This window comes from Nocardiopsis changdeensis, from assembly GCF_018316655.1.
Classification (GTDB): domain Bacteria; phylum Actinomycetota; class Actinomycetes; order Streptosporangiales; family Streptosporangiaceae; genus Nocardiopsis; species Nocardiopsis changdeensis.
Genome location: NZ_CP074133.1, coordinates 1,999,325 through 2,019,651 on the forward strand (window position 1 = coordinate 1,999,325; position 20,327 = coordinate 2,019,651).

Genomic DNA, 20,327 nt, shown 5'->3' on the forward strand with positions numbered 1-20,327 from the left:
CACCCTGCCGCCGCTGCCGGAGTGGTCCGTGCCCGTCACCGGGGGCGCCGCCCTCACCGCCCTCCTCAAGCACTGACGGTGCCCCGGACAGGGCGCGGGCCCCGGCCGGGCGGCCGGGGCCCGCGGTGTCCTGGGCCTACAGGGTGGGCAGGTAGCGCTGGAGCTCGTACGGGGTCACCTGGCGGCGGTAGTCGTGCCACTCCGCCTTCTTGTTGCGCAGGAAGAAGTCGAAGACGTGCTCGCCCAGCGTCTCGGCGACCAGCTCGCTGTTCTCCATCAGGCGCAGCGCCTCGTCCAGGCTCTGCGGCAGCGGCCGGATCCCCAGCGCCCGGCGCTCGGCGTCGGTGAGCGCCCACACGTCGTCCTCGGCGCCCGGGGGCAGCTCGTACCCCTCCTCGATGCCCTTCAGGCCCGCGGCCAGGATCACCGCGTACGCCAGGTACGGGTTGCAGGCCGTGTCCAGGGACCGGATCTCGATCCGGCTGGAGTTCGACTTGCCCGGCTTGTACATGGGCACCCGCACCAGCGCCGACCGGTTGTTGTGGCCCCAGCAGATGTACGCGGGCGCCTCGCCGCCCATGCCCGCCGAGGCGGCGGGGTCGTCCCACAGCCGCTTGTAGGAGTTCACCCACTGGTTGGTGACGGCGGTGATCTCGTCGGCGTGCCGCAGCAGGCCCGCGATGAACCCGCGCCCGACCTTGGACAGCTGGTACTCGGCGCCGGGCTCGTAGAACGCGTTGCGGTCGCCCTCGAACAGCGACAGGTGGGTGTGCATGCCCGACCCCGGGTACTGGGTGAAGGGCTTGGGCATGAACGTCGCGTACACGTCCTGCTCCATCGCCACCTCCTTCATCACGAGCCGGAAGGTCATGATGTTGTCGGCGGTGGTCAGCGCGTCCGCGTACCGCAGGTCGATCTCCTGCTGGCCGGGCCCGCCCTCGTGGTGGCTGAACTCCACCGAGATGCCCATGGCCTCGAGCATGTTGATGGCGTTGCGCCGGAAGTCGTGCGCGCTGTTGTGCGGGGTGTGGTCGAAGTAGCCGCCGGAGTCGTTGGGCACGGGCAGCTCGCCCAGCTCGGGCATCTTCTTGAGCAGGTAGAACTCGATCTCGGGGTGCGTGTAGAACGTGAACCCGAGGTCGGAGGCCTTGCCGAGCTGGCGCTTGAGGACGTGCCGGGGGTCGGCGGAGGACGGCGAGCCGTCGGGCATGAGGATGTCGCAGTACATGCGCGCGGTGCCGTGCGGCTCGTTGCGCCAGGGCAGCACCTGGAACGTGGACGGGTCGGGCTGGGCCAGCATGTCGGCCTCGTACACGCGGGCGAAGCCCTCGATGGCGGAGCCGTCGAACCCGATGCCCTCGGAGAAGGCCGCCTCGAGCTCGGCGGGTGCCACGGCGACCGACTTGAGGTACCCGAGCACGTCGGTGAACCACAGCCGTACGAACCGGATGTCGCGCTCCTCCAACGTGCGGAGCACGAATTCCTGCTGTCGATTCACGATCAACCTTCCTCGATGACGGTCGGCCCTGGTCGGGTGTCCCGGGCCCAGTCTGCCGTGTGCATATTTCCGGGGTATTTCCGCGCCCGTCCCGACGGCCGTCCGGTTCGTCCCCCTGTCGCTCCTCTTCCTCGCATTATGGTCGGTGACGGCGCGTTGCGGGGACTCCCGCACGGGCGCGGCCGGGAACCCTCCGGCTAGGCTCGTGGTCGTGGCACAGCTGAGAATCGCACTCGCCCAGGTCAACCCGACGGTCGGTGACCTGGAGGGCAATCTGAGGATCGTCGTGGACTCCGCGCGGGAGGCCCGGGACCGGGGGGCGCACCTGCTCGCCCTGCCGGAGATGGTGGTCACCGGCTACCCGGTGGAGGACCTGGCCCTGCGCAACTCCTTCGTGTCGGCCTCGGTCAAGGCCGTGCACCGCCTGGCCGGGGAGCTGGCGGAGCAGGGGCTGGGCGACCTGCCGGTGGTGGTGGGCTTCCTGTCCCGCCGGGAGGGGCCCGGGGCCCGGTACGGCCAGCCCGCGGGCGCGCCGCAGAACTCGGTGGCGGTCCTGCACGGGGGCGCGGTGGTGGTCACCTCCGCCAAGCACCACCTGCCGAACTACGGGGTGTTCGACGAGTTCCGCAACTTCGTGCCGGGCGACACCTTCCCGGTGGTGCGGGTGCGCGGCGTCGACGTGGGCATCGCGGTGTGCGAGGACCTGTGGCAGGAGGGCGGCCCGGTGACGGCGGCCCGCGCGGCCGGGGTGGGGCTGCTGCTGTCGCTCAACGGGTCCCCCTACGAGCGGCACAAGGACGACGTGCGCCTGGAGCTGTGCCAGAGGCGCGCCCGGGAGATCGGCGCGGCGCTGGCCTACGTGAACATGGTGGGCGGCCAGGACGAGCTGGTCTTCGAGGGCGACTCGCTGGTGGTGGACGCCGAGGGCGAGCTGGTGGCGCGCGCCCCCCAGTTCACCGAGACGCTGCTGGTGGCGGACCTCGACCTGCCCCTCGGCTCCGCACCCGGCACGGGCTCCGACACCGCGCCCCATACGGGCTCCGACACCGCCTCCGGCGCCGACCCGGCCCCCGGCGGGGTCGTGGACGGCCTGGCCATCGTGCGCCGCACCGTCTCAAGCACCCCGGTCGAGCCCTACGAACCCCTGGAGAACGTGGTCACCCCGCGCCCGGACCCCCTCTCCGACGTGGGCGAGGTCTACCGGGCCCTGGTCACGGGCCTGCGCGACTACGTGGCCAAGAACGGCTTCGCCTCGGTCCTGGTGGCGATCTCCGGGGGCATCGACTCCGCGCTCACCGCCACCATCGCCGTCGACGCGGTCGGCGCCGACCGGGTGCACGGGGTGCTGCTGCCCAGCGGGCACTCCAGCGGCCACTCGGTCACCGACGCCGAGGAGCTGGCCCGGCGCCAGGGCTTCGCGGCCCGCACGATCGCGATCGCGCCGGTGGTGGACGCCTTCGAGGCGGCCACCGCCGCCGCGGACGCGCCGCTGGACGGGCTGTCGGCGGAGAACCTCCAGGCGCGGGTGCGCGGCACCCTCGTGATGGCGCTGTCCAACCAGGAGGGCCACCTGGTGCTGGCCACCGGCAACAAGAGCGAGGCGGCCACCGGGTACTCGACGCTGTACGGCGACTCGGTGGGCGGGTTCGCGCCCATCAAGGACTGCTGGAAGACGCTGGTGTGGGAGCTGTCCCGGTGGCGCAACGCCGAGGCGGTCCGGGCGGGAGAGGTGCCGCCGATCCCGGAGAACTCGATCGAGAAGCCGCCCAGCGCGGAGCTGCGCCCGGACCAGCTCGACACCGACTCGCTGCCCGACTACGAGCTGCTGGACGCGGTCCTGGACGCCTACATCGGCACCGACAAGGGCGAGGCGGAGCTGGTCTTCGCCGGCTACGACCCGGACCTGGTGCGGCGGGTGATCCGGCTGGTGGACCGGGCCGAGTACAAGCGCCGCCAGTCGGCGCCGGGCACCAAGATCAGCGCCCGCAACCTGGGCCGGGACCGGCGGCTGCCGATCACTAACCGCTGGACGGTCTGACCCCGGCCCGGCCCGGGGTCAGACCGCCGCGGTCCGGTCGCCTCAGCCCAGCCGGCCCAGGGCCTGGCGGCCCAGCTCGCCCATGAGCCCCACCTCGACGCTGCGGTCCGCGCCCTCCCCGCCGCCGGGGCCGGGCGTGAAGGCGCGCACCACGGTGACGTGCACCTCCCCCTGGCGGGCCAGCAGGGTCGCCAGGAAGGCGCCGTCCCGTTCCGCCAGGGCCAGGCGGCTCTGTTCACCGGCGTTGGAGCTCTGGTCCCAGTGGACGCCCTCCTCGCCGCCCCGGACACGGGCGAACTCCTCGTCGAAGCGGTGCCGTGCCCGGTCGGCGTCCTCCCAGGCGGTGTAGGACACGGACAGGCCGTGGAGGCCGCCGTCCGGGCTCAGGGCGCTCCAGGAGCAGCCGCGCTCACCGGGGACGCCGGAGGACGCCGCGTGCCCCAGCCCGGCCAGGGTCTCCTCGGTCAGAGCGGTGCAGGGCTCGTCGGGGAGCGTGTACGGTCCCGGGCCGAGGTCGAGCCGGCTCGCCTGCTCCGGTCCCGCGTAGGCGAGCAGGTCGGCCGAGGGGGCGCCCTGGGCCGGGGAGGGGGAGACCGCGTCGGTGGGGGATCCGGCGCCGGCCGGGGCGGCGGGCCCGGTCCCGGGGCCGGAGCCCAGGATGAGGGCCCCGGCTGCGAACAAGAGGGCGACGGCGGCCGCGGACACGACCGCGGTCTTCCGGGTGCGGACACGTCGGGCGGGCACGGCAGAGGTGGGCATGGGGGATACCTCGTCGGTGGGGGAGCGCCTGGCATCGTGGTCTTCCCGCCACCCTATGCCGCCTCCCGGGCCCGGCTCCAGACCGGTTCCGGGCCCGGGGCCGGGGCTACCCCAGGCCGAGTTCGCGCAGCCGGGCGCCGGCGGTGGCGCGGTTGGGCACGCCCAGCTTGGCGAGGATGTTGGACACGTGGACGCTGGCCGTCTTGGCGGAGATGAACAGCTCCTCGGCGATGCGGGCGTTGGTGCTCCCGGCGGCGAGCAGCCGGGCGACCTCCAGTTCGCGGGCGGTCAGCCCGGCGGGGGCGGGGGCGGGCGCCCCGCCGGCGGGTCCGACACCGAGCCGGCGGGCCAGGTCGGCGGCGGAGGCGGCCAGCGGGACGGCCCCGTGCCGGTCGGCGGCCTCGTAGGCCGCGCGCACCAGCTCCCGGGCCCGGTCGCGCTCCCCGGCCGCCACGGCGGCGCGGGCGGCGCGCAGCCGGGCGGAGGCCAGGTGGAGGGGCATGGGGGTGGCCTCCCAGGCGGCCACCGCCTTCTCCCACAGGCCGAGGCGGTCGGCGGGGCCGCTGCCGTCGAGGTCGGCGGCGTAGGCCAGGATCCGGGCGCGGTGGGCGCGCTGCGGGGTGCCGGTGACGGCCATGGCCCCCATGACCTTCACCGCCATGGCCATGACGCGGCGGGCCCGGTCACCCCCTGCACCGCCGTCCCCCGCGCCGTTCCCGGCGGTGCCGGCCCCGGCCGCCCGCGCGGCGGCCTCGGCCATCACGTCGACCAGCGGCCAGGTGTAGCCGCGCGAGGCCTCCAGCTCCAGCTGCTCCAGGGCCTGCTCGGACAGGGCCAGGACGGCGTCCACCGAGCCCTCCGCCAGGCCCGTCTCCAGCTTGGCCAGCAGGTCCAGCTGGATGATGTTCATGCGCTGCGCGCCGGGGACGCGCTCGCCCGGCGCCCAGCGGGAGACCCGCCGGGCGGTCTCCAGGTCGCCGGTGGCGGCGGCGCTGCGGGCCAGCACCGCGTCCACGTAGGAGCGGTCCTTGACGGGGCCGCGGGTGCGCAGGATCATCTCGCAGATCTCGCGGGCCTCGGCCAGGTTGCCCAGCTCGAAGTGGATCTCGGCGCGGTTCTGGTGGTTGAACGTCTTGTGGACCGACGCCCAGCCCATCTCCTCGTGGCGGGCCAGGGACTCCTCCAGCACTCGCAGCCCCTCCTCGTGGCGGCCCAGCTCGCGCAGGAAGTGCCCGAGGTTCCCGGCGCCGCGCGCCTCCAGGGAGGGTTCGGACACCTCGGCGGCGATCCTCATGGCCTCCTCGATGAGCGGGCGGCCGCGCTCCAGGTCGCCCTCGCCGATGTGGAGGCTGCCCAGGGTGATGCGGGCGTCGGCGGCCGCGCACCGGTCGGTCGGGTCGGTGGTCTCGGCCAGGGCGATCGCCTTCTCGGCCAGCTCGCGCGCCGAGTGCCCGGTCTCGCGCAGGTCGCGCAGCCGCTCCTGGTCGGGCGGGACGAGGCGGTCGGCGCGGTGGCGCAGGCTCTCGCGGGCCAGGACGGACAGCAGGGACGCGTAGCCCGGCATGTGGGGCGGGTGCAGGTCCAGGGCGGCCACCAGGTCGTCGATGCCGCCGCCGCAGGTGGTCAGGGAGCGGGCCAGGCCGCGGCGGCGCAGCAGGGTGGCCTTGACGGCGCGGGTGTGGTCGTCGGCGGGGTCCTCGGGGAGGGTGGCCAGGGCCTCGTCGGCGAGTTCGAGGGCGCGGCGGCCGCGCCCGGCGTCCACGGCGGCGCCGGCGGCGCGGGAGACGACCTCGGCCCAGGTGTGGTCCTGGACCCGTTCCCGGGCGTCGGGCACCTGGTCCCACAGGGACAGGACACGCTCCAGCATGTCGAGCTCCTCGCTGGAGGCGAGGGTGTCCCCGGCGCGGACGGCGGCCCACCAGGCGGCCTGCAGCGCCCGGGGCAGCTCGCGGGCGGCCATGTAGTGGTGGGCCTCCTCCGAGGCGCGCCGCTCGTAGGGGAACAGGTCGGGCCGCTCGTCGATGAGCAGGGCGAAGCGCAGGTGCAGGCGGGTGTGCGGGCCGGGCAGGAGCTCGCCGTGCACGGCGTCGCGCAGCAGGGCGTGCCGGAACCGGTAGCCCTCGCCGTCGACCTTGAGGACGTTGGCGTCGACCAGGGCGTGCAGGGCAGCCTCGAGGTCGCCGTCGGGCAGGCCGGCGGCCTGGCGCAGCACCTCGTGGTCGATGCCGCCGGAGACGGCGCCCACGGAGGCCGTGCGCAGGACGGAGCGAGCGGTGTCGTCGAACCCCTGGAGGGGCTCCAGGAGCAGGTCGCGGAACCGGTCGGGGACGTCGCCGTGCCCGGCGGGGGCGTCGGCCAGGGACTCTACGAACAGGGGCACGCCCTCGGTGCGGCGGTAGAGCTCGTCCAGCTCGTGCGGGGGCAGCGGTCGGCCGCCGCGCAGGGCGGCGGCGTGCTCGCCGGTCTCGGCGAGGGTGAGCGGGGCCAGCCGCAGGGACTCCACGCCCGGGACGCGTTCGAGTTCGGGCAGCAGGCGGCGCAGCGGGTGGGCGCGGTGCAGGTCGTCGCTGCGGTAGGTGGCGATGATCTGCACACCGGGCAGTTCGAGGTTGCGGATGAGGAAGACGAGCAGGTCGCGGCTGGCGCTGTCGGCCCAGTGCAGGTCCTCCAGGACGAAGGTCACGCCCTCGTCCCCGGCGCTGTGGTAGAGCAGGCGCAGCACCTGTTCGAAGAGGATGCCGCGGTTCTCGGGCTCGTGGAAGGCGCCCCGGCCGCCGGTGCGGTTGGCGGAGAGTTCGCCCAGCTCGGGCAGGAGGCGGGCGAGTTCGCCGGTGCCGCCGGGGGCGGCCGCCGCGAAGAGCTCGGGCCCGCGCTCGCGCAGGAGCCGGCGCAGGATCGCGGTGAAGGGGGCGTAGGCGAGGCCGTCGCCGCCCAGTTGCAGGCAGGCGCCGACGTACACGGCTCCCGGGGGGAGGGTGGCGGCGAACTCGCTGATGAGGCGGCTCTTGCCGACTCCCGCGTCGCCGCCCAGGAGGATCATGCCGGGGCCTGTGGTGCGGGTGCGACGGGCGTGGTCGCGCAGGGCTCCGAGTTCGGCCTCGCGGCCGATGAACACGGGACCGTTGTCGACAAGAAGGGGCATACCGCTCATTATGCCGACCCCGGGTGTCGGTCCGATGGGAATTTCCGGTCGTGGCGGCGGGGCAGGGGACCGGTCGGTGCCGGCCGGGCCCGGCCGGGCGGCCCGTCAGGCCGCCCGGCCGAAGCGCTCGGCCCTGCGTTCGTCCCGCTCGCGTCGGCGCGCCTCGGCGCGCTGCTCCCGGGCCTCCTTGCGCAGCTGCGCGGAGCGCAGGCGCTCCTCGGTCATCGCGCGGGCGGTGGCGTTGAGCAGTTCGGGGTTCATGCTGTGCTCCTCGAAGCGGTGTGTCGTGCCGGTGTCCCTCACCGACGACTCCACGATCCCGCTGAGAACCCCGCCCCCACATCGGGAGAACACCCAGTCCCGAGCACCGTCCCGGGCGGCGGGGCAGGCCCCGTCTAAGACATCCGGGCCCGGACCGGGCGCCCGGCGGCCCCGGCCTAAGACGTCCCGCCCCGGTCCTGAGACCTCTCCCGCGATCTCCGGGGACAGGGCTCAGACCAGGCCCAGGTCGCGGGCGCGGGCGCCGGCCGCGGCCCGGTTGGGGGCGCCGAGCTTGGCGAGGATGTTGGAGACGTGCACGCTGGCCGTCTTGGGGGAGATGAACAGCTCCGCGGCGATCTGCGCGTTGGTGCCCCCGGCGGCCAGCAGCCGCAGGACCTCGGCCTCGCGCGGGGTCAGCCCGGCGGGCGCGGCCCGGTCCGGGGCGGTGAACCCGGCCCGGCGGCCCAGGTCGGCGGCCTCCCGCGCCAGGGGCTCGGCCCCGCTCGCGGCGGCGGCCGGGCTCACCGGCTCCCACCAGGCGCGGGCCCGCTCCGGGTCGCGCACGGCCAGGGCGGCGCGTGCGGCGCGCAGGCGGGCCGCGGCCAGGTTCAGCACCAGCGGGGTGGCCTCCCAGGCGGCCACCGCCGCCGCCCACCGCTCCAGGACCTCCCGCGGGTCGGCGGTCCCCTCGGCCAGCCGGGCCGCGGTCGAGGCCCGGAACGCCTCCTGAACCGGGCCGTGCACGGGCATCTCCAGGAGTTCCTCCACCCGGGTGCGCGCGGGGTCGCCGGGCCCTGCGCCGGAGCGGCGCACCGCTTCGGCGGCCAGCTCGGTGATCACCCACCCGTACCCGGCCGACCCGGCGAACCCGGGGCGCTCCAGGACCTGCACGGCGTAGGCGCGGGCGGTCTCGGCGTCGCCCTCGGCCAGGAGGAGGTCCAGCCAGGCGGAGGCCGCCTGCTGGGCCTGGTCCACGCGCTCCAGGCTCAGCACGGAGGCGCGGTCGAGCGAGGCGATGCCCGTCTTCCCCAGCTCCCCCCGGGCCGTCCCGGAGCGGGCGGCCTCCAGGTCGCCCTGGGCGATGGCGGCCCGGGACGCCGGGACCAGGAGGAACACCCGGTGTGTGGGGGAGGGGCTGTGGCCCAGCGCCCGGACGGCGATGGCGCGCGCCCCGGCCAGGTCCCCCATCTCGTAGTGGAGCTCGGCGAGGTTCTGCGAGGTGAAGCCGCCGTGCACCCATCCGGAGCCCCTGTGGCCGGGGGCCGCCAGGAAGTCCTCCAGGAGTTCCAGGGCGCGGGTGTGGTGCCCCTGTTCGCGCAGGTAGTGGGAGAGGTTGTTGACGCCTCGGGCCTCCATCATCGGGTCGCCGATGCGGCGGCTCAGCTCGATGGACCGCTTCAGGTAGGGGCGGCCCCGGCCCTCCTCCCCCTGGGCCATGAGGACCGAGCCCAGGGTGACCAGGGCGGCGGCCAGGGCGCTGTCGTCGCCGACCCGCTCGGCCGCGGTGATGGCCTCCGTCGCCAGCTCCTCGGCGGAGCGGTCCAGCGGACCGCGGCCGTCGGCGCGGACCATGGTCTCGCGGGCCAGGATCGACAGCATGCGCGCGTACCCGGGCATGTGCGGCGGGTGCAGCCGCAGCGCCTCGGCCAGGTCGTCCTCGGCGCCCGGGTCCACACACTGGCTGCGGGCCTGCCCGCGGCGGCGCAGCAGCAGCGCCCGCAGCTCCAGCCCGGCGTCGTCCGCGGGCTCCTCGGGGACCGCGGCCAGGGCCTCGTCGCACAGCTCCCACGCCATGCGGGGGTGTCCGCCCTCCAGGGCGGACAGGGCGGCCTCGGCCAGCACCGCGGGGCGTTCGCGCCCGCCCAGCAGCGCGGCGGCGTCGGGCACCCGGTCCCACAGCTCCAGGACGCGGCGGAGCATCGCCAGCCGCTCCCCGTGGGCCAGGGTCTCCCCGGCGCGCTCGGCCGCGGCCCAGGCGGCGGTCACCGCGCGCGGCAGGTCGTGGGCGGCCTGGAAGTGGTGGGCCAGCTCGGCGGCGCGGCGCTCGGGCGGGACCGTCCCCGGGTGGTCCCCGACGATGCGGGCCAGCAGCAGGTGCAGCCGGGTGCGGGTGCCGGGCAGCAGGGACTCGTGGACGGCCTCGCGCAGCAGCGCGTGCCGGAACCGGTAGCCGTCGCCGTCCACGTGCAGCAGCCGGGCGTCGATCAGGGTGTGCAGGGCGATCTCCAGGTCCCGGTCGCCCAGGTCGGAGGCGTGGCGCAGTGCCTCGTGGGAGACGGTGCCGGAGACCGCGCCGACGGCCGACAGGCGCAGCACGGACAGCGCGGCGTCGTCCAGCCGGTCCACGGGGGCCAGCAGCAGGTCGCGGAAGGCGTCGGGCACGCCGCTGGGCCGGAGCGGGGAGGCGGCCAGGGCCTCCACGTACAGCGGGATGCCGTCGCTGCGCCGGTACAGGTCGTCGAGTTCGGCGGGCGCGGGGGAGCGGCCGGTGAGGGCGCGCACGTGCTCGTCCACCTCGGCGCGGGTGAGCGGCTCCAGCTCCAGCCGGGTCACCGAGGGCAGGCGCTCCAGCTCGGGGAGCAGGCGGCGCAGGGGGTGGGTGCGGTGCAGGTCGTCGCTGCGGTAGGTGGCGACGATCTGCACGCCGGGCGGATCGAGGTTGCGGATGAGGTAGACGAGCAGGTCGCGGCTGGCGCTGTCGGCCCAGTGCAGGTCCTCCAGAACCAGGGTCAGGCCCTCCTCGCCCGCGACGGTCCGCAGCAGGTGCAGGACCAGACCGAACAGCAGGCCCCGGTCCCGGTGCCCGCCCTCGGGGACCGGTCCCAGCTCGGGGAGCAGGCGGGCGAGCTCGCCCGCCCGCCCCCCGGCGGCGAAGGGCTCCGGTCCGCGTTCGCGCAGGAGCTGGCGCAGGGCGGCGGTGAAGGGCGCGTAGGCCAGGCCGTCCACGCCCAGCTCCAGGCAGCCGCCGACCAGCACGGTCCCCGGCCGCCGCGTCCGGGCGAACTCGGCGACCAGCCGGGACTTGCCGATCCCGGCGTCCCCGCCCAGCAGCAGCGCCCCGGAGCGCTCGGTGCGGCAGAGGTCGGCGTGCTCGGTGAGCGCCGCCAGCGGGGCGGCCCGGCCGACGAGCACCGGAGCGGTTCCAGGGAGTAGGGGCATGGGCGCCATTATCCCCAACGGCGCCGTGTCCGGGGCGCCCCGCGGGGGCCGGGCGGCGGCGGGCTCAGGCGGCACGGGCGTAGGCCCGGGGGCCGTCGTCGCGGCGGGGCCACCAGCGGCGGCGGGCGCGGCGTTCGGCGCGGGCCTTCCGGCGCGCCGCGGCGCGGTGCCCCAGGCGGCGGACGTCCTCCTCGGTCAGGGGCGGATGGTGGGCCAGGAACAGGGCTTCGTGGTACACGTTCTCCTCCTCGCGGCGGGGCCGGGTGCCCCGCCCTCCTTCCTCACTCCACGATCGGTCTGAGGAGGCGGGGCGCGCATCGGGAGAAATCCCCGTTCGGGGTGGAGTATCGGGGTCTTAGGGGGTCTTAGACGCCCGTGGCGCCTTGTCCGGGTCCGGGACCCCCGGGCACCCGGTCCGGGACCCCGGACCGGCGTGTCACACATGGTGATCCCGCATGCGCGCATAGTTGTCTTGGGTGGTGTCGTGACCGCACGGACGGAAGGCGCGGATGATGGACGGGATCGGGGGCGGCCTGCGCGGCCGCCGACTGGCGGCCGGGGCGGCCGCCCTGATGGGCGCCGGCCTGGTGGTGTCGGCGCCTGCGGCGCTCGCCGACGCGGGCGGGGACGTGCGCACCGCTCCGTCGGCCGAGGAGTCCCCGGAGGCCTTCGTCGGGCTGTCCCTGGCGGTGGAGGGGGAGGCGCCGCTGCCCGGGCACGAGGCGGTGCTGCGGGCGACGGTGGCCAACGGCGACTCCGGCGAGGCGGTGAGCGGCGCGCAGCTCGCCCAGCACGTCCCCGACGACCTGGAGGTCCTGGAGGTGGGCGCCGGCGGGGTGCTGGAGGACGGCATCGTCAACTGGCGGGTGGACGTGCCCGCCGGGGGCGAGCGGGACTACACGGTCCGGGTCCGGGTTGCCGAGGACGTCCAGGGGGCGGAGCGGCTGATGAGCACGGCCTGCCTGCTGCTGGACCGGAACGCCGACCCGACGGCGTGCGCCAGCGACACGGTCGTGGTGGCCTCTCCGACGGTGCTGTCGCGGGTGACGGAGACGGTGGACGGCGCGCTGTTGGCGCGGGTGGCGGGGGCGGCATTGCTGGTGGGGCTGGGGTGGCTGGTGTGGCGGCGCCGGGTGGCGTGAAGTCCACCCGATCGTTACGTCAGGGTGTCAGGAAAAATCCCACCAGTACTACACGCGGTAGTAGTCTAGGGCCATGGCAATCCTCTACTCCGCGCTCGTCTTCCTTCACATGATCGGCCTCGCGGGCATCATCGCGGGCTTCCTCATGCAGCTCATGACCGACAACCCCAAGTCGACCAAGGTCCTGCTGCACAGCTCCCTGCTCCAGCTCGTCACCGGCCTGCTCCTGGTGGGCGTGGCCGAGATGGGCGACCTGGGCGACCTGAACCACATCAAGATCGGCGTCAAGCTGCTCATCGCACTGGCCGTCGTGGTGGTGGGCGTGCTCAACCTGCGCAAGCCCGCCAAGAACCTGGCGATCATCGCCGGCGTGCTCGCCATCGTCAACATCGGCGTCGCCGTCTTCTGGGGATAGGACCCCGCCGGTCCCCGACCGGCGTCGGCGCGGAGCCCGTGAACCGCGCCGGCGCCGGTTTTTCTTTACCCGTGGCGCAAGATCTTGCGCGAGCGCCACCGGTGATCCGACGTGGCGGAACGCGATCGCCGCCGGTCCCGACCGCTGGAGGGGACCGCGTCCCATTTCGACGCGCGGGTAGCGCTCTATTCACAAAGCCGTAACGGGCCGGTAGTGTGCTCGGCATCACGCAATTTCTTGCATTTCACGCAAGAGGATGCGCGACCCCCCGCAAGCGACACTGGAGCGCCGATGCACCGACGCACCCCCCTGAAAGCGGCCGCCGCCGCGGCCCTGCTCCTCCTCCCCCTGACCGCCCTCCCCGCGTCCGCGGCACCCCTGCCGGCCCCGGCGGAGGCCGCGGCCGCCCGGACCACTCCCGACGACGAGGCCCTCGTCCAGCTCTTCCAGTGGAACTGGGACTCCGTCGCCGCCGAGTGCGAGGACTTCCTCGGACCCAACGGCTTCTCCGGGGTCCAGGTGTCCCCGCCCCAGGAGCACGTCGTCATCCCCTTCGCGGAAGGCGGCAACCACCCCTGGTGGCAGGACTACCAGCCCGTCTCCTACCGGCTCGACAACACCCGGCGCGGCACCGCCGAGGAGTTCGCCGCCATGGTCCGGACCTGCCGCGACAACGGCGTGCGCGTCTACGTCGACGCCGTGGTCAACCACATGACCGGCGACGGCGACGGCGTCGGCAGCGCGGGCACCTCCTGGGCCAAGTACGACCACCCCGACCTCTTCGGCGACGGCACCGCCTCCTACGGGTACGACGACTTCGGTCCCTGCTACGAGGAGATCGCGAACTGGAACGACAAGGAGGAGGTCCAGAACTGCCAGCTGGTGGGCCTGGCCGACCTCGACACCGCCGACCCGCGGGTGCGCGACCACATCAAGCGCTACCTCAACGGCCTCGTCGACCTGGGTGTGGGCGGCTTCCGCGTGGACGCCGCCAAGCACGTCCCCGAAGCGCACATCGCCGACATCTTCGGGAACCTGAACACGGTGCCCGGGTTCGGCGGCACCCCCCGCGTCTTCTACGAGGTCTACGGCGACGCCACCGTCCCCTACACCGCCTACGCCCCCTACGGCGAGGTCACCAACTTCGACTACCAGCGCGACGTGGCCGGGAAGTTCAAGGACGGGAACATCGCCGGGCTGGCGCACATGCCGGACTACGGCGGGCTGACCTCGGAGCAGGCCACCGTCTTCATCGACAACCACGACACCCAGCGCTACCACCCGACCCTCACCTACAAGGACGGGGACCGCTACCACCTGGCGGCCGCGTTCATGCTGGCCCACCCCTACGGCACCCCCGTGGTGACCTCCGGGTACGACTTCGGCGACAACGTCACCGAGGGCCCGCCCAGCACCGGGTACGCCGAGGGCAACCCGGCGGGCTGGATCACCGAGGACACCGACTGCTCCACCGGCGCATGGGTCTGCTCCCACCGCCACCCCACCGTCGCGGGCATGGCCGCCTTCCGCGCCTCCGCCGGCGACACCGCGCTGGTCCAGCGCGCCACCGACGGGAACGGACGCCTCGCCTTCGACCGCGGGGCGCGCGGCTTCGCCGCCTTCAACGCCACCGGCGACACCTGGCGGCTGACCTCCGACACCTCCCTGCCCGACGGCACCTACGACAACGCCGCGGGCGGCGGCACCGCCACCGTCTCCGGCGGCCGCGTCACCGTCGAGGTGCCCGCGAACGGGGCCGTGGCCCTGCACGTCGACGGCGAGTGCGAGGACGACTGCGGCGGCCCCGACCCGGGCACCGGGGACACCCTGCGGGCGGTCGTCCACACCGTCTGGGGACAGGAGGTGTACGTGGTGGGATCCACTCCCGGGCTCGGGTCCTGGGACCCCTCCCGGGGCGTGAAGCTGTCCACCGACGCCGCCGCCTACCCCACCTGGTCCGGCACGGTCGACATCGGAGCCGGCACCGAATGGAAGCTCGTCAAGGTCGACGGCTCCGGCAACGTGGAATGGGAGACGGGGTCCAACCGGGTCGGCCCCGCCGCCACCGTCACCTGGAACCACCGGTGACCGCCTGACCGGACCCGCCCCGAACGGCGCCCCCGTGCCTCACTCCTCCGGCACGGGGGCGCCCGCGTTCCGCTCGGAGGCGTCGGAGACCGGGTGCGGGCAGGGCTCTCCCGGCTCCACCGCCAGCTCGTAGTGCCACAGCTCGTTGGCGTAGGTCTGGCACAGCCCGTACTCGTGCCCGAACCGGGAGAACCAGTCCGCGGCGTTGGTGTACCCGATGTCCACCGCGTCCCCGCTGACGTGGGTGGACTCCTCGGGCGAGGCCACCCACCGGCCCGCCTCCTCCTCGCCGCCGTGCTCGCGCAGCGCCTCCTCCCACAGGTGCTCCTGGTAGCGCTCGCTGCGCCAGCCGCCGGTCACGATCACCACGTCGATCCCCGCGTCCAGGGCGTCCGCCGCGGCCTCCCGGACCGCCGCCAGCAGCTCAGGGTCCAGGTTGGCCAGCGCCGGGACGTCGGCGTCGACCTCCAACCCCTCGCCCACCGGCACGAACCCGTCCTCCTCGGTCAGCGGCTCGGAGCCGAACGACAGCCGGCCTGTCGCGGCGCCCCCGCCGCCGGCCTCCTGGGACGCGCAGCCCCCCGACACCAGCACGGCCGCCACGGCCGCGGTCACCGCCCAGCGGCGCACTGCGTTCAACGAACTCCCCCTCGTCCGGAGCCGGGCCCGGTGCCCGGCCTGCGGGGGCCACACCATCAAGGGGGGAGTTGCGTCCGTGTTGAGTGTTCGCGCAACACTTGCGCAACCCAACACTTCCGCAACAGGCGCGCTCCTAGACTCGGGGCCGAGCGGGCCCGGGGAGCCCGCCGGGAAGAGGGGGCGGAACCGTATGCGCGTACTGGTCGTCGAGGACGAGCCCTACATGGCCGAGGCCCTCCAGGCGGGCCTGCGGCAGGAGGCCATCGCCGCCGACATCGCCCTGGACGGGGACCAGGCGCTGGAACGCGTCGCCGTCAACGACTACGACGCGGTCGTCCTGGACCGGGACATCCCCGGCGTGCACGGCGACGAGGTGTGCGCCGTCCTGGTCCGCGACCACCCCGGCACCCGGATCCTCATGCTCACCGCCGCCGGACGGCTGCGCGACAAGGTCGACGGGTTCTCCCTGGGCGCCGACGACTACCTCACCAAGCCGTTCGCCCTGGAGGAACTGGTGGTGCGCCTGCGCGCCCTGGCCCGGCGCCCGACCACCGCCGTCGACCCGGTGCTGCGGGTCGGCGACCTGCGCCTGGACCCCTACCGGCGGGAGGCCCACCGGGGGGCCCGCCCGCTGCGGCTGCCCCGCAAGCAGTTCGCCGTCCTCGAACTGCTCATGCGCGCCGACGGGGCCGTGGTCACCGCCGAGACCCTGCTGGAGAAGGTGTGGGACGAGCACGCCGACCCCTTCACCAGCGCGCCCCGGGTCGCGGTCTCCCACCTGCGCAAGGCCCTGGGCGCCCCCGACCCCGTCGTCACCGTCCCCGGTGTCGGCTACCGCCTGGTCGACCCCGGGCGGGAGCGGTGAACCGGGCCCCGCTGCGGCGGCCGGGACTGCCGGTCAGCGCCCGCCTGCGCCTCACCCTGGGGTACGCCGCCTTCCTGGTCGTGTCCGGGATGGCGGTCCTGGCCGGGGTGTACATCGTCGTCCGCTACATCCCCGACTACCCGCTGACCACCTCCGACCCCAGCGTGACCCACGTCAACATCACCTCCCGGGGGCAGATCGTGGACGCCCTGGTGGACGTGTCCCTGGGGGTACTGCTCGCGCTGGCCGCCATCGGCCTGACCGGGGGCTGGTTCCTGGCGGGGTGGGTGCTCAGGCCCCTGCACCGCATCGACGCCGCGGTCCGCACCGTCGCCGCCGGCAGGCTGGACCACCGCATCCGCCTGACCGGTCCCGACGACGAGTTCCGGCGGCTGGCGGACGCCTTCGACCACATGCTCGACCGGCTCCAGGACGCCTTCGCCGTGCAGGAGCGGTTCGCCGCCAACGCCTCCCACGAACTGCGCACCCCGCTGGCGATCACCGCCACCATGCTCGACGTGGCCCGCCGCGAACCCGGGCACGACCCGGTCTTCGACCGGCTGACCGAGGTCAACGCCCGCGCGGTCGGCATCACCGAGGCGCTGCTGCGGCTGGCCGACGTGGACGCCGTCACCGCGGCCGCCGAACCCCTGGACCTGGCCGACCCGGTCCGCCGCGCCGTCGCCGAGGCCCGGGAGGAGGCCGGGCGGCGCGGCGTCGACCTGCGCCTGGACGCCGCGCCCGCACCGGTGACCGGGGACGCCGAGCTGCTGCTGCGGCTGGCCGACAACCTCGTGCGCAACGCCCTGCGCCACAACGTGGAGGACGGCACCGCCACCGTCTCCGTCGGCCGCGCCCCGGACGGGTCCGCCGTGCTGCGCACCGGGAACACCGGCCCCGTGCTGGCCCCGGAGACCGTCGCCCGGCTCACCGAGCCGTTCCTGCGCGGCGAGGGCCGCACCCGGCGCGGCGGCGAGGGCTACGGGCTGGGCCTGGCCCTGGTCTCCCGGGTCGTGGCCGTCCACGGCGGGACCCTGGACCTCGCCCCCCGCCCCGGCGGAGGCCTCACCGTCACCGTCACCCTTCCCGGCCGGTAACTAGGCCGTGCTCTTTCGAACCTCCGCCGCGCTTCGGACCGCCGGGCGCCTCGCGAACCCCGGCACAGGAGAGCGTTCGAGAACAGGCCCTAGTCGTCGTAGAAGACGCGCTCCATCACGGCCCGCGCCCGGCGGGTCGTGCGCAGGTACGCCTCCGTCAGCTGCTCGGCGGGCCCCGCCCACAGGCCCTCCTCGTCCTGGGCGCTGCGGCAGCCCATGGCGGTGGCCAGCGCCGCCCGCACCCGCAGATCGGTGGGGAGCGAGTCGCCGCCCCGGCCGCGCACCAGCATCACCATGCCGCGCACCCGCGAGGCCAGCCGCCAGGCCTGCTCCAGGACGGCGCCGTCGTCGGCGGTCAGGAAGCCGTGGGCGACCGCCGCCCCCAGCGCCTCCAGGGTGCCGGTGGTGCGCAGGTCCGGGTAATCGTGGGCATGGCGCAGCTGGGTCAGCTGGGCCACCCACTCCACGTCCGACAGCCCGCCCCGGCCCAGCTTGGTGTGCAGGGTCGGGTCGGCGCCGCGCGGCAGCCGCTCGGCCTCCATGCGCGCCTTGAGCTTGCGGATCTCCAGCACCGACGCGGAGTCGATCCCGCCCGCCGGATAGCGGATCGGGTCGATGAGCGCGGTGAACGCGGCCCGCAGCTCCGGGTCGCCGGCCACCGGCCGGGCCCGCAGCAGCGCCTGGCTCTCCCACACCTGCGACCAGCGGCCGTAGTAGGCGGCGTAGGAGTCCAGGGTGCGCACCACCGGGCCGCTCCTGCCCTCGGGCCGCAGGTCGGTGTCGACCTTCAGCGGCGGCTCGGCCGCGGGCATCTCCAGCAGCCGCGCCAGCTCCCGGACGACCGCCATCGCCTGCCGGGTGGCCGCGGTGGTGTCCACGCCGGGCAGCGGGGCGTGCACGTACATGACGTCGGCGTCGCTGGCGTAGGTCAGCTCACCGCCCCCGAACCGGCCCATCGCGACCACGCACACCCGGGTCAGCTCCTCGCCGTCGGCCTCCAGCACCCGGGCGGTGGCCACCCGCAGGGCGGCGTCGATGGTCACCGCGGAGATGTCGGTGAGGGCCGCGCCCACCTCCCGGACGTCGGAGACCTCCAACAGGTCGGCGGCGGCGGTGCGCAGCAGCTCGCGGCGGCGCAGCGCCCGCACCGCCGACACCGACTCCTCGGCGGTGGCGTAGCGGCGCAGCGCCGCGTCGGCCTCGGCGGCCAGCGACCCGGGGTCGCGGCGCACCAGGTCGGCGTCGTCGGCGAGCACCTTGATCGCGTCGGGGGCGCGCAGCAGCAGGTCGGTGACGTAGCGGCTGGTGCCCAGCAGCCACGCCATGCGCTCGGCGACCCGGACGTCGTCGCGCAGCAGCCTCAGGTACCACGGGGTGGTGCCCAGCGAGTCGCTGACCTGGCGGAACCCCAGCAGCCCCGCGTCGGGGTCGGGGGCGTCGGAGAACCAGCCCAGCATCACCGGGAGCAGGGTGCGCTGTATGGCCGCGCGCCGGGACACGCCCGAGGTCAGCGACTCCAGGTGGCGCAGCGCCCCGGCCGGGTCGGCGAACCCCAGCGCCTCCAGCCGGTCGCGGGCCTGCTCGGGGGACAGGCGCACCTCCCCGCCGGGCAGCTTGGCGACGGCGTTCAGCAGCGGCCGGTAGAACAGCTTCTCGTGCAGGCGCCGCACCTCGGCGGCGACCTTGCGGCGGGCCTCGGTCAGCTCCCGCACCGGGTCGGCGACGAAGCCCAGGGCCCGGCCCAGCCGCCGCAGCTCCGCCTGCCCGTCGGCGGTCGCGCCGTCGGGCATCAGGTGGGTGCGGCGCAGCCGCTCCAGCTGCAGCAGGTGCTCCAGCCGGCGCAGGAACCGGTAGGCGTCGGCGAGCCCGGCGGCGTCCTGGCGGCCCACGTACCCGTGCTCGGACAGGGCGGCCAGCGCCACCAGGGTGGTGCCCGACCGCAGCCGGTCGTCGGCCCGGCCGTGGACCAACTGGAGCAGCTGCACGGAGAACTCGATGTCGCGCAGCCCGCCCGGGCCCAGCTTGAGCTCCCGGTCGGCCTGCCCGGCGGGGATGTGCTCCAGCACCCGGCGGCGCATCGCCTGCACGTCCTCGACGAAGTCCTTGCGCGCGGACGCCTGCCACACCATGGGCGTGATGACGTCCATGTAGGCGCGGCCCAGCTCCGCGTCCCCGGCGATCGGCCGCGCCTTGAGCAGGGCCTGGAACTCCCAGGTCTTGGCCCAGCGCTCGTAGTAGGCGCGGTGCCCCGACAGCGGGCGCACCAGCGGGCCGTTCCTGCCCTCCGGGCGCAGCGCCGGGTCCACCTCCCACAGGGTGCCCTCGGCGTCGGTCTCGACGGGCACCCGCATCATGGCGGTGGCCAGCCGGGTCGCCGAACGCATCGCCGCCTGCTCGTCCGCCGGCTCCCCGTCCCCGGGGTCCCCGGCGGGCTCGGCCACGAACACCACGTCCACGTCGCTGACGTAGTTGAGCTCGCGGCCCCCGCACTTGCCCATGCCGATGACGGCCAGGCGGCAGCGGGCGGCGTCCTCGGGGTGCTCGGCGCGGGCCACCGCCAGCGCGCCGTCCAGCAGGGCGGCGGCCAGGTCGGCCAGCTCGGCGGCCACCGCGTCCACGGTGACCAGCCCCGTCAGGTCGCGGCCGGCCAGCCGCAGCACCCGGCGCCGGTAGGCGACGCGCAGCACGTGGCGCAGCTCGGCGGCGGAACGGGTGCCGGAGAGGTCGGCGGCCGGGGCGGGGGAGTGGGGGTCGGCGCCCACGGTGTGCAGCAGCCCCCGGCGCAGCTCCTCCGGCTCGGGGGTGCGGGCGGCGTCGGCGCCGCGCAGCTCCCGCCAGTCGCCGGGGTGGCGCACCAGGTGGTCGGTGAGGGCGCCGCCGGTGCCCAGCACCCGGCACAGCCGCTCCCGCAGGTCGGAGTCCTCGCGCAGGGCGTCGCGCAGGACGTCCGGGTCGGGGTCGCTCTCCAGGACCCGGATGAGCCCCAGCAGGGCTTGGTCGGGATCGGGGGCCGCCGCCAGGGAGTCGATCACGGCCGTGTCGGCGGAGGAGTCCAGCCCCGCCCCCGTCAGCAGCCGCAGGGCCCGCGGGCTGTCACTGAAGCCGCGCCGTGCGAGCGAGCCTGCCGTCATGGTGTCTGTTCCGTCCCTTGCCACGCGTCAACGGTAGCCGCACGGCCCCGGGACGGCCGCACGGTGAGGGCCGGAACACCTCCACGCGCCCCC

General features: G+C 75.0%; 14 protein-coding genes. 6 read left to right on the forward strand and 8 right to left on the reverse strand.

The annotated features are described in order from the left end of the window. Positions 1 to 136: 136 nt before the first annotated feature. On the reverse strand, positions 137 to 1,498 hold the full coding sequence (locus KGD84_RS09235) for a glutamine synthetase family protein (RefSeq protein ID WP_220559845.1): 1,362 nt from the start codon (positions 1,496 to 1,498) through the stop codon (positions 137 to 139). Between the two features lie 211 nt (positions 1,499 to 1,709). Here KGD84_RS09235 and KGD84_RS09240 point away from each other — a divergent pair, with 211 nt between their 5' ends. Next, a complete protein-coding gene (locus tag KGD84_RS09240; RefSeq protein ID WP_220559846.1) occupies positions 1,710 to 3,536 on the forward strand; it encodes an NAD+ synthase in 1,827 nt (608 codons plus the stop codon). Positions 3,537 to 3,578: 42 nt separating this feature from the next. Here KGD84_RS09240 and KGD84_RS09245 read toward each other — a convergent pair whose 3' ends face one another. From KGD84_RS09245 to KGD84_RS09265, 5 genes are all read right to left on the reverse strand, one after another. Next, a complete protein-coding gene (locus KGD84_RS09245) occupies positions 3,579 to 4,295 on the reverse strand; it encodes a DUF3558 domain-containing protein (RefSeq protein ID WP_220559848.1) in 717 nt (238 codons plus the stop codon). A 106-nt stretch (positions 4,296 to 4,401) separates the two neighbouring features. Beyond that, entirely contained in the window at positions 4,402 to 7,446 is a 3,045-nt protein-coding gene (locus tag KGD84_RS09250) for an ATP-binding protein (protein ID WP_220559849.1), read from the reverse strand. 96 nt (positions 7,447 to 7,542) lie between these two features. After that, positions 7,543 to 7,698: a hypothetical protein gene (locus KGD84_RS09255; protein WP_220559850.1), complete on the reverse strand. Its 156-nt coding sequence runs from the start codon at positions 7,696 to 7,698 to the stop codon at positions 7,543 to 7,545. Positions 7,699 to 7,929: 231 nt separating this feature from the next. Next, positions 7,930 to 10,857: a helix-turn-helix transcriptional regulator gene (locus KGD84_RS09260; protein WP_338151205.1), complete on the reverse strand. Its 2,928-nt coding sequence runs from the start codon at positions 10,855 to 10,857 to the stop codon at positions 7,930 to 7,932. 64 nt (positions 10,858 to 10,921) lie between these two features. Continuing rightward, the gene (locus KGD84_RS09265; RefSeq protein ID WP_220559852.1) at positions 10,922 to 11,095 is read right to left on the reverse strand and encodes a hypothetical protein; all 174 of its coding nucleotides are present in this window, start codon (positions 11,093 to 11,095) and stop codon (positions 10,922 to 10,924) included. A gap of 274 nt (positions 11,096 to 11,369) precedes the next feature. Here KGD84_RS09265 and KGD84_RS09270 point away from each other — a divergent pair, with 274 nt between their 5' ends. From KGD84_RS09270 to KGD84_RS09280, 3 genes are all read left to right on the forward strand, one after another. Further along, entirely contained in the window at positions 11,370 to 11,999 is a 630-nt protein-coding gene (locus KGD84_RS09270; protein ID WP_260697201.1) for a hypothetical protein, read from the forward strand. A 73-nt stretch (positions 12,000 to 12,072) separates the two neighbouring features. Continuing rightward, positions 12,073 to 12,414, forward strand: a complete 342-nt coding sequence (locus KGD84_RS09275) for a hypothetical protein (protein ID WP_220559854.1) — start codon at positions 12,073 to 12,075, stop codon at positions 12,412 to 12,414. Positions 12,415 to 12,705: 291 nt separating this feature from the next. Next, positions 12,706 to 14,502 (forward strand): carbohydrate-binding module family 20 domain-containing protein, encoded by a 1,797-nt coding sequence (locus tag KGD84_RS09280; RefSeq protein WP_220559855.1) that lies wholly within the window; start codon positions 12,706 to 12,708, stop codon positions 14,500 to 14,502. A gap of 39 nt (positions 14,503 to 14,541) precedes the next feature. Here the strand turns inward: KGD84_RS09280 and KGD84_RS09285 are convergent, their stop codons facing one another. Further along, a complete protein-coding gene (locus tag KGD84_RS09285; protein WP_338151219.1) occupies positions 14,542 to 15,132 on the reverse strand; it encodes a M15 family metallopeptidase in 591 nt (196 codons plus the stop codon). 199 nt (positions 15,133 to 15,331) lie between these two features. Between KGD84_RS09285 and KGD84_RS09290 the strand changes: the two genes are divergently transcribed. After that, complete coding sequence (locus tag KGD84_RS09290; RefSeq protein ID WP_220559856.1) at positions 15,332 to 16,006, forward strand: response regulator transcription factor; 675 nt, start codon at positions 15,332 to 15,334, stop codon at positions 16,004 to 16,006. Further along, positions 16,003 to 17,103 carry a sensor histidine kinase gene (locus KGD84_RS09295; RefSeq protein ID WP_220559858.1) on the forward strand — a complete coding sequence of 367 codons (1,101 nt, stop codon included), beginning with the start codon at positions 16,003 to 16,005 and terminating at the stop codon, positions 17,101 to 17,103. Before KGD84_RS09290 ends, KGD84_RS09295 begins: the two co-directional genes overlap by 4 nt. An 89-nt stretch (positions 17,104 to 17,192) precedes the next feature. Here KGD84_RS09295 and KGD84_RS09300 read toward each other — a convergent pair whose 3' ends face one another. Next, complete coding sequence (locus KGD84_RS09300; protein WP_220559859.1) at positions 17,193 to 20,234, reverse strand: bifunctional [glutamine synthetase] adenylyltransferase/[glutamine synthetase]-adenylyl-L-tyrosine phosphorylase; 3,042 nt, start codon at positions 20,232 to 20,234, stop codon at positions 17,193 to 17,195. Positions 20,235 to 20,327: the final 93 nt, after the last annotated feature.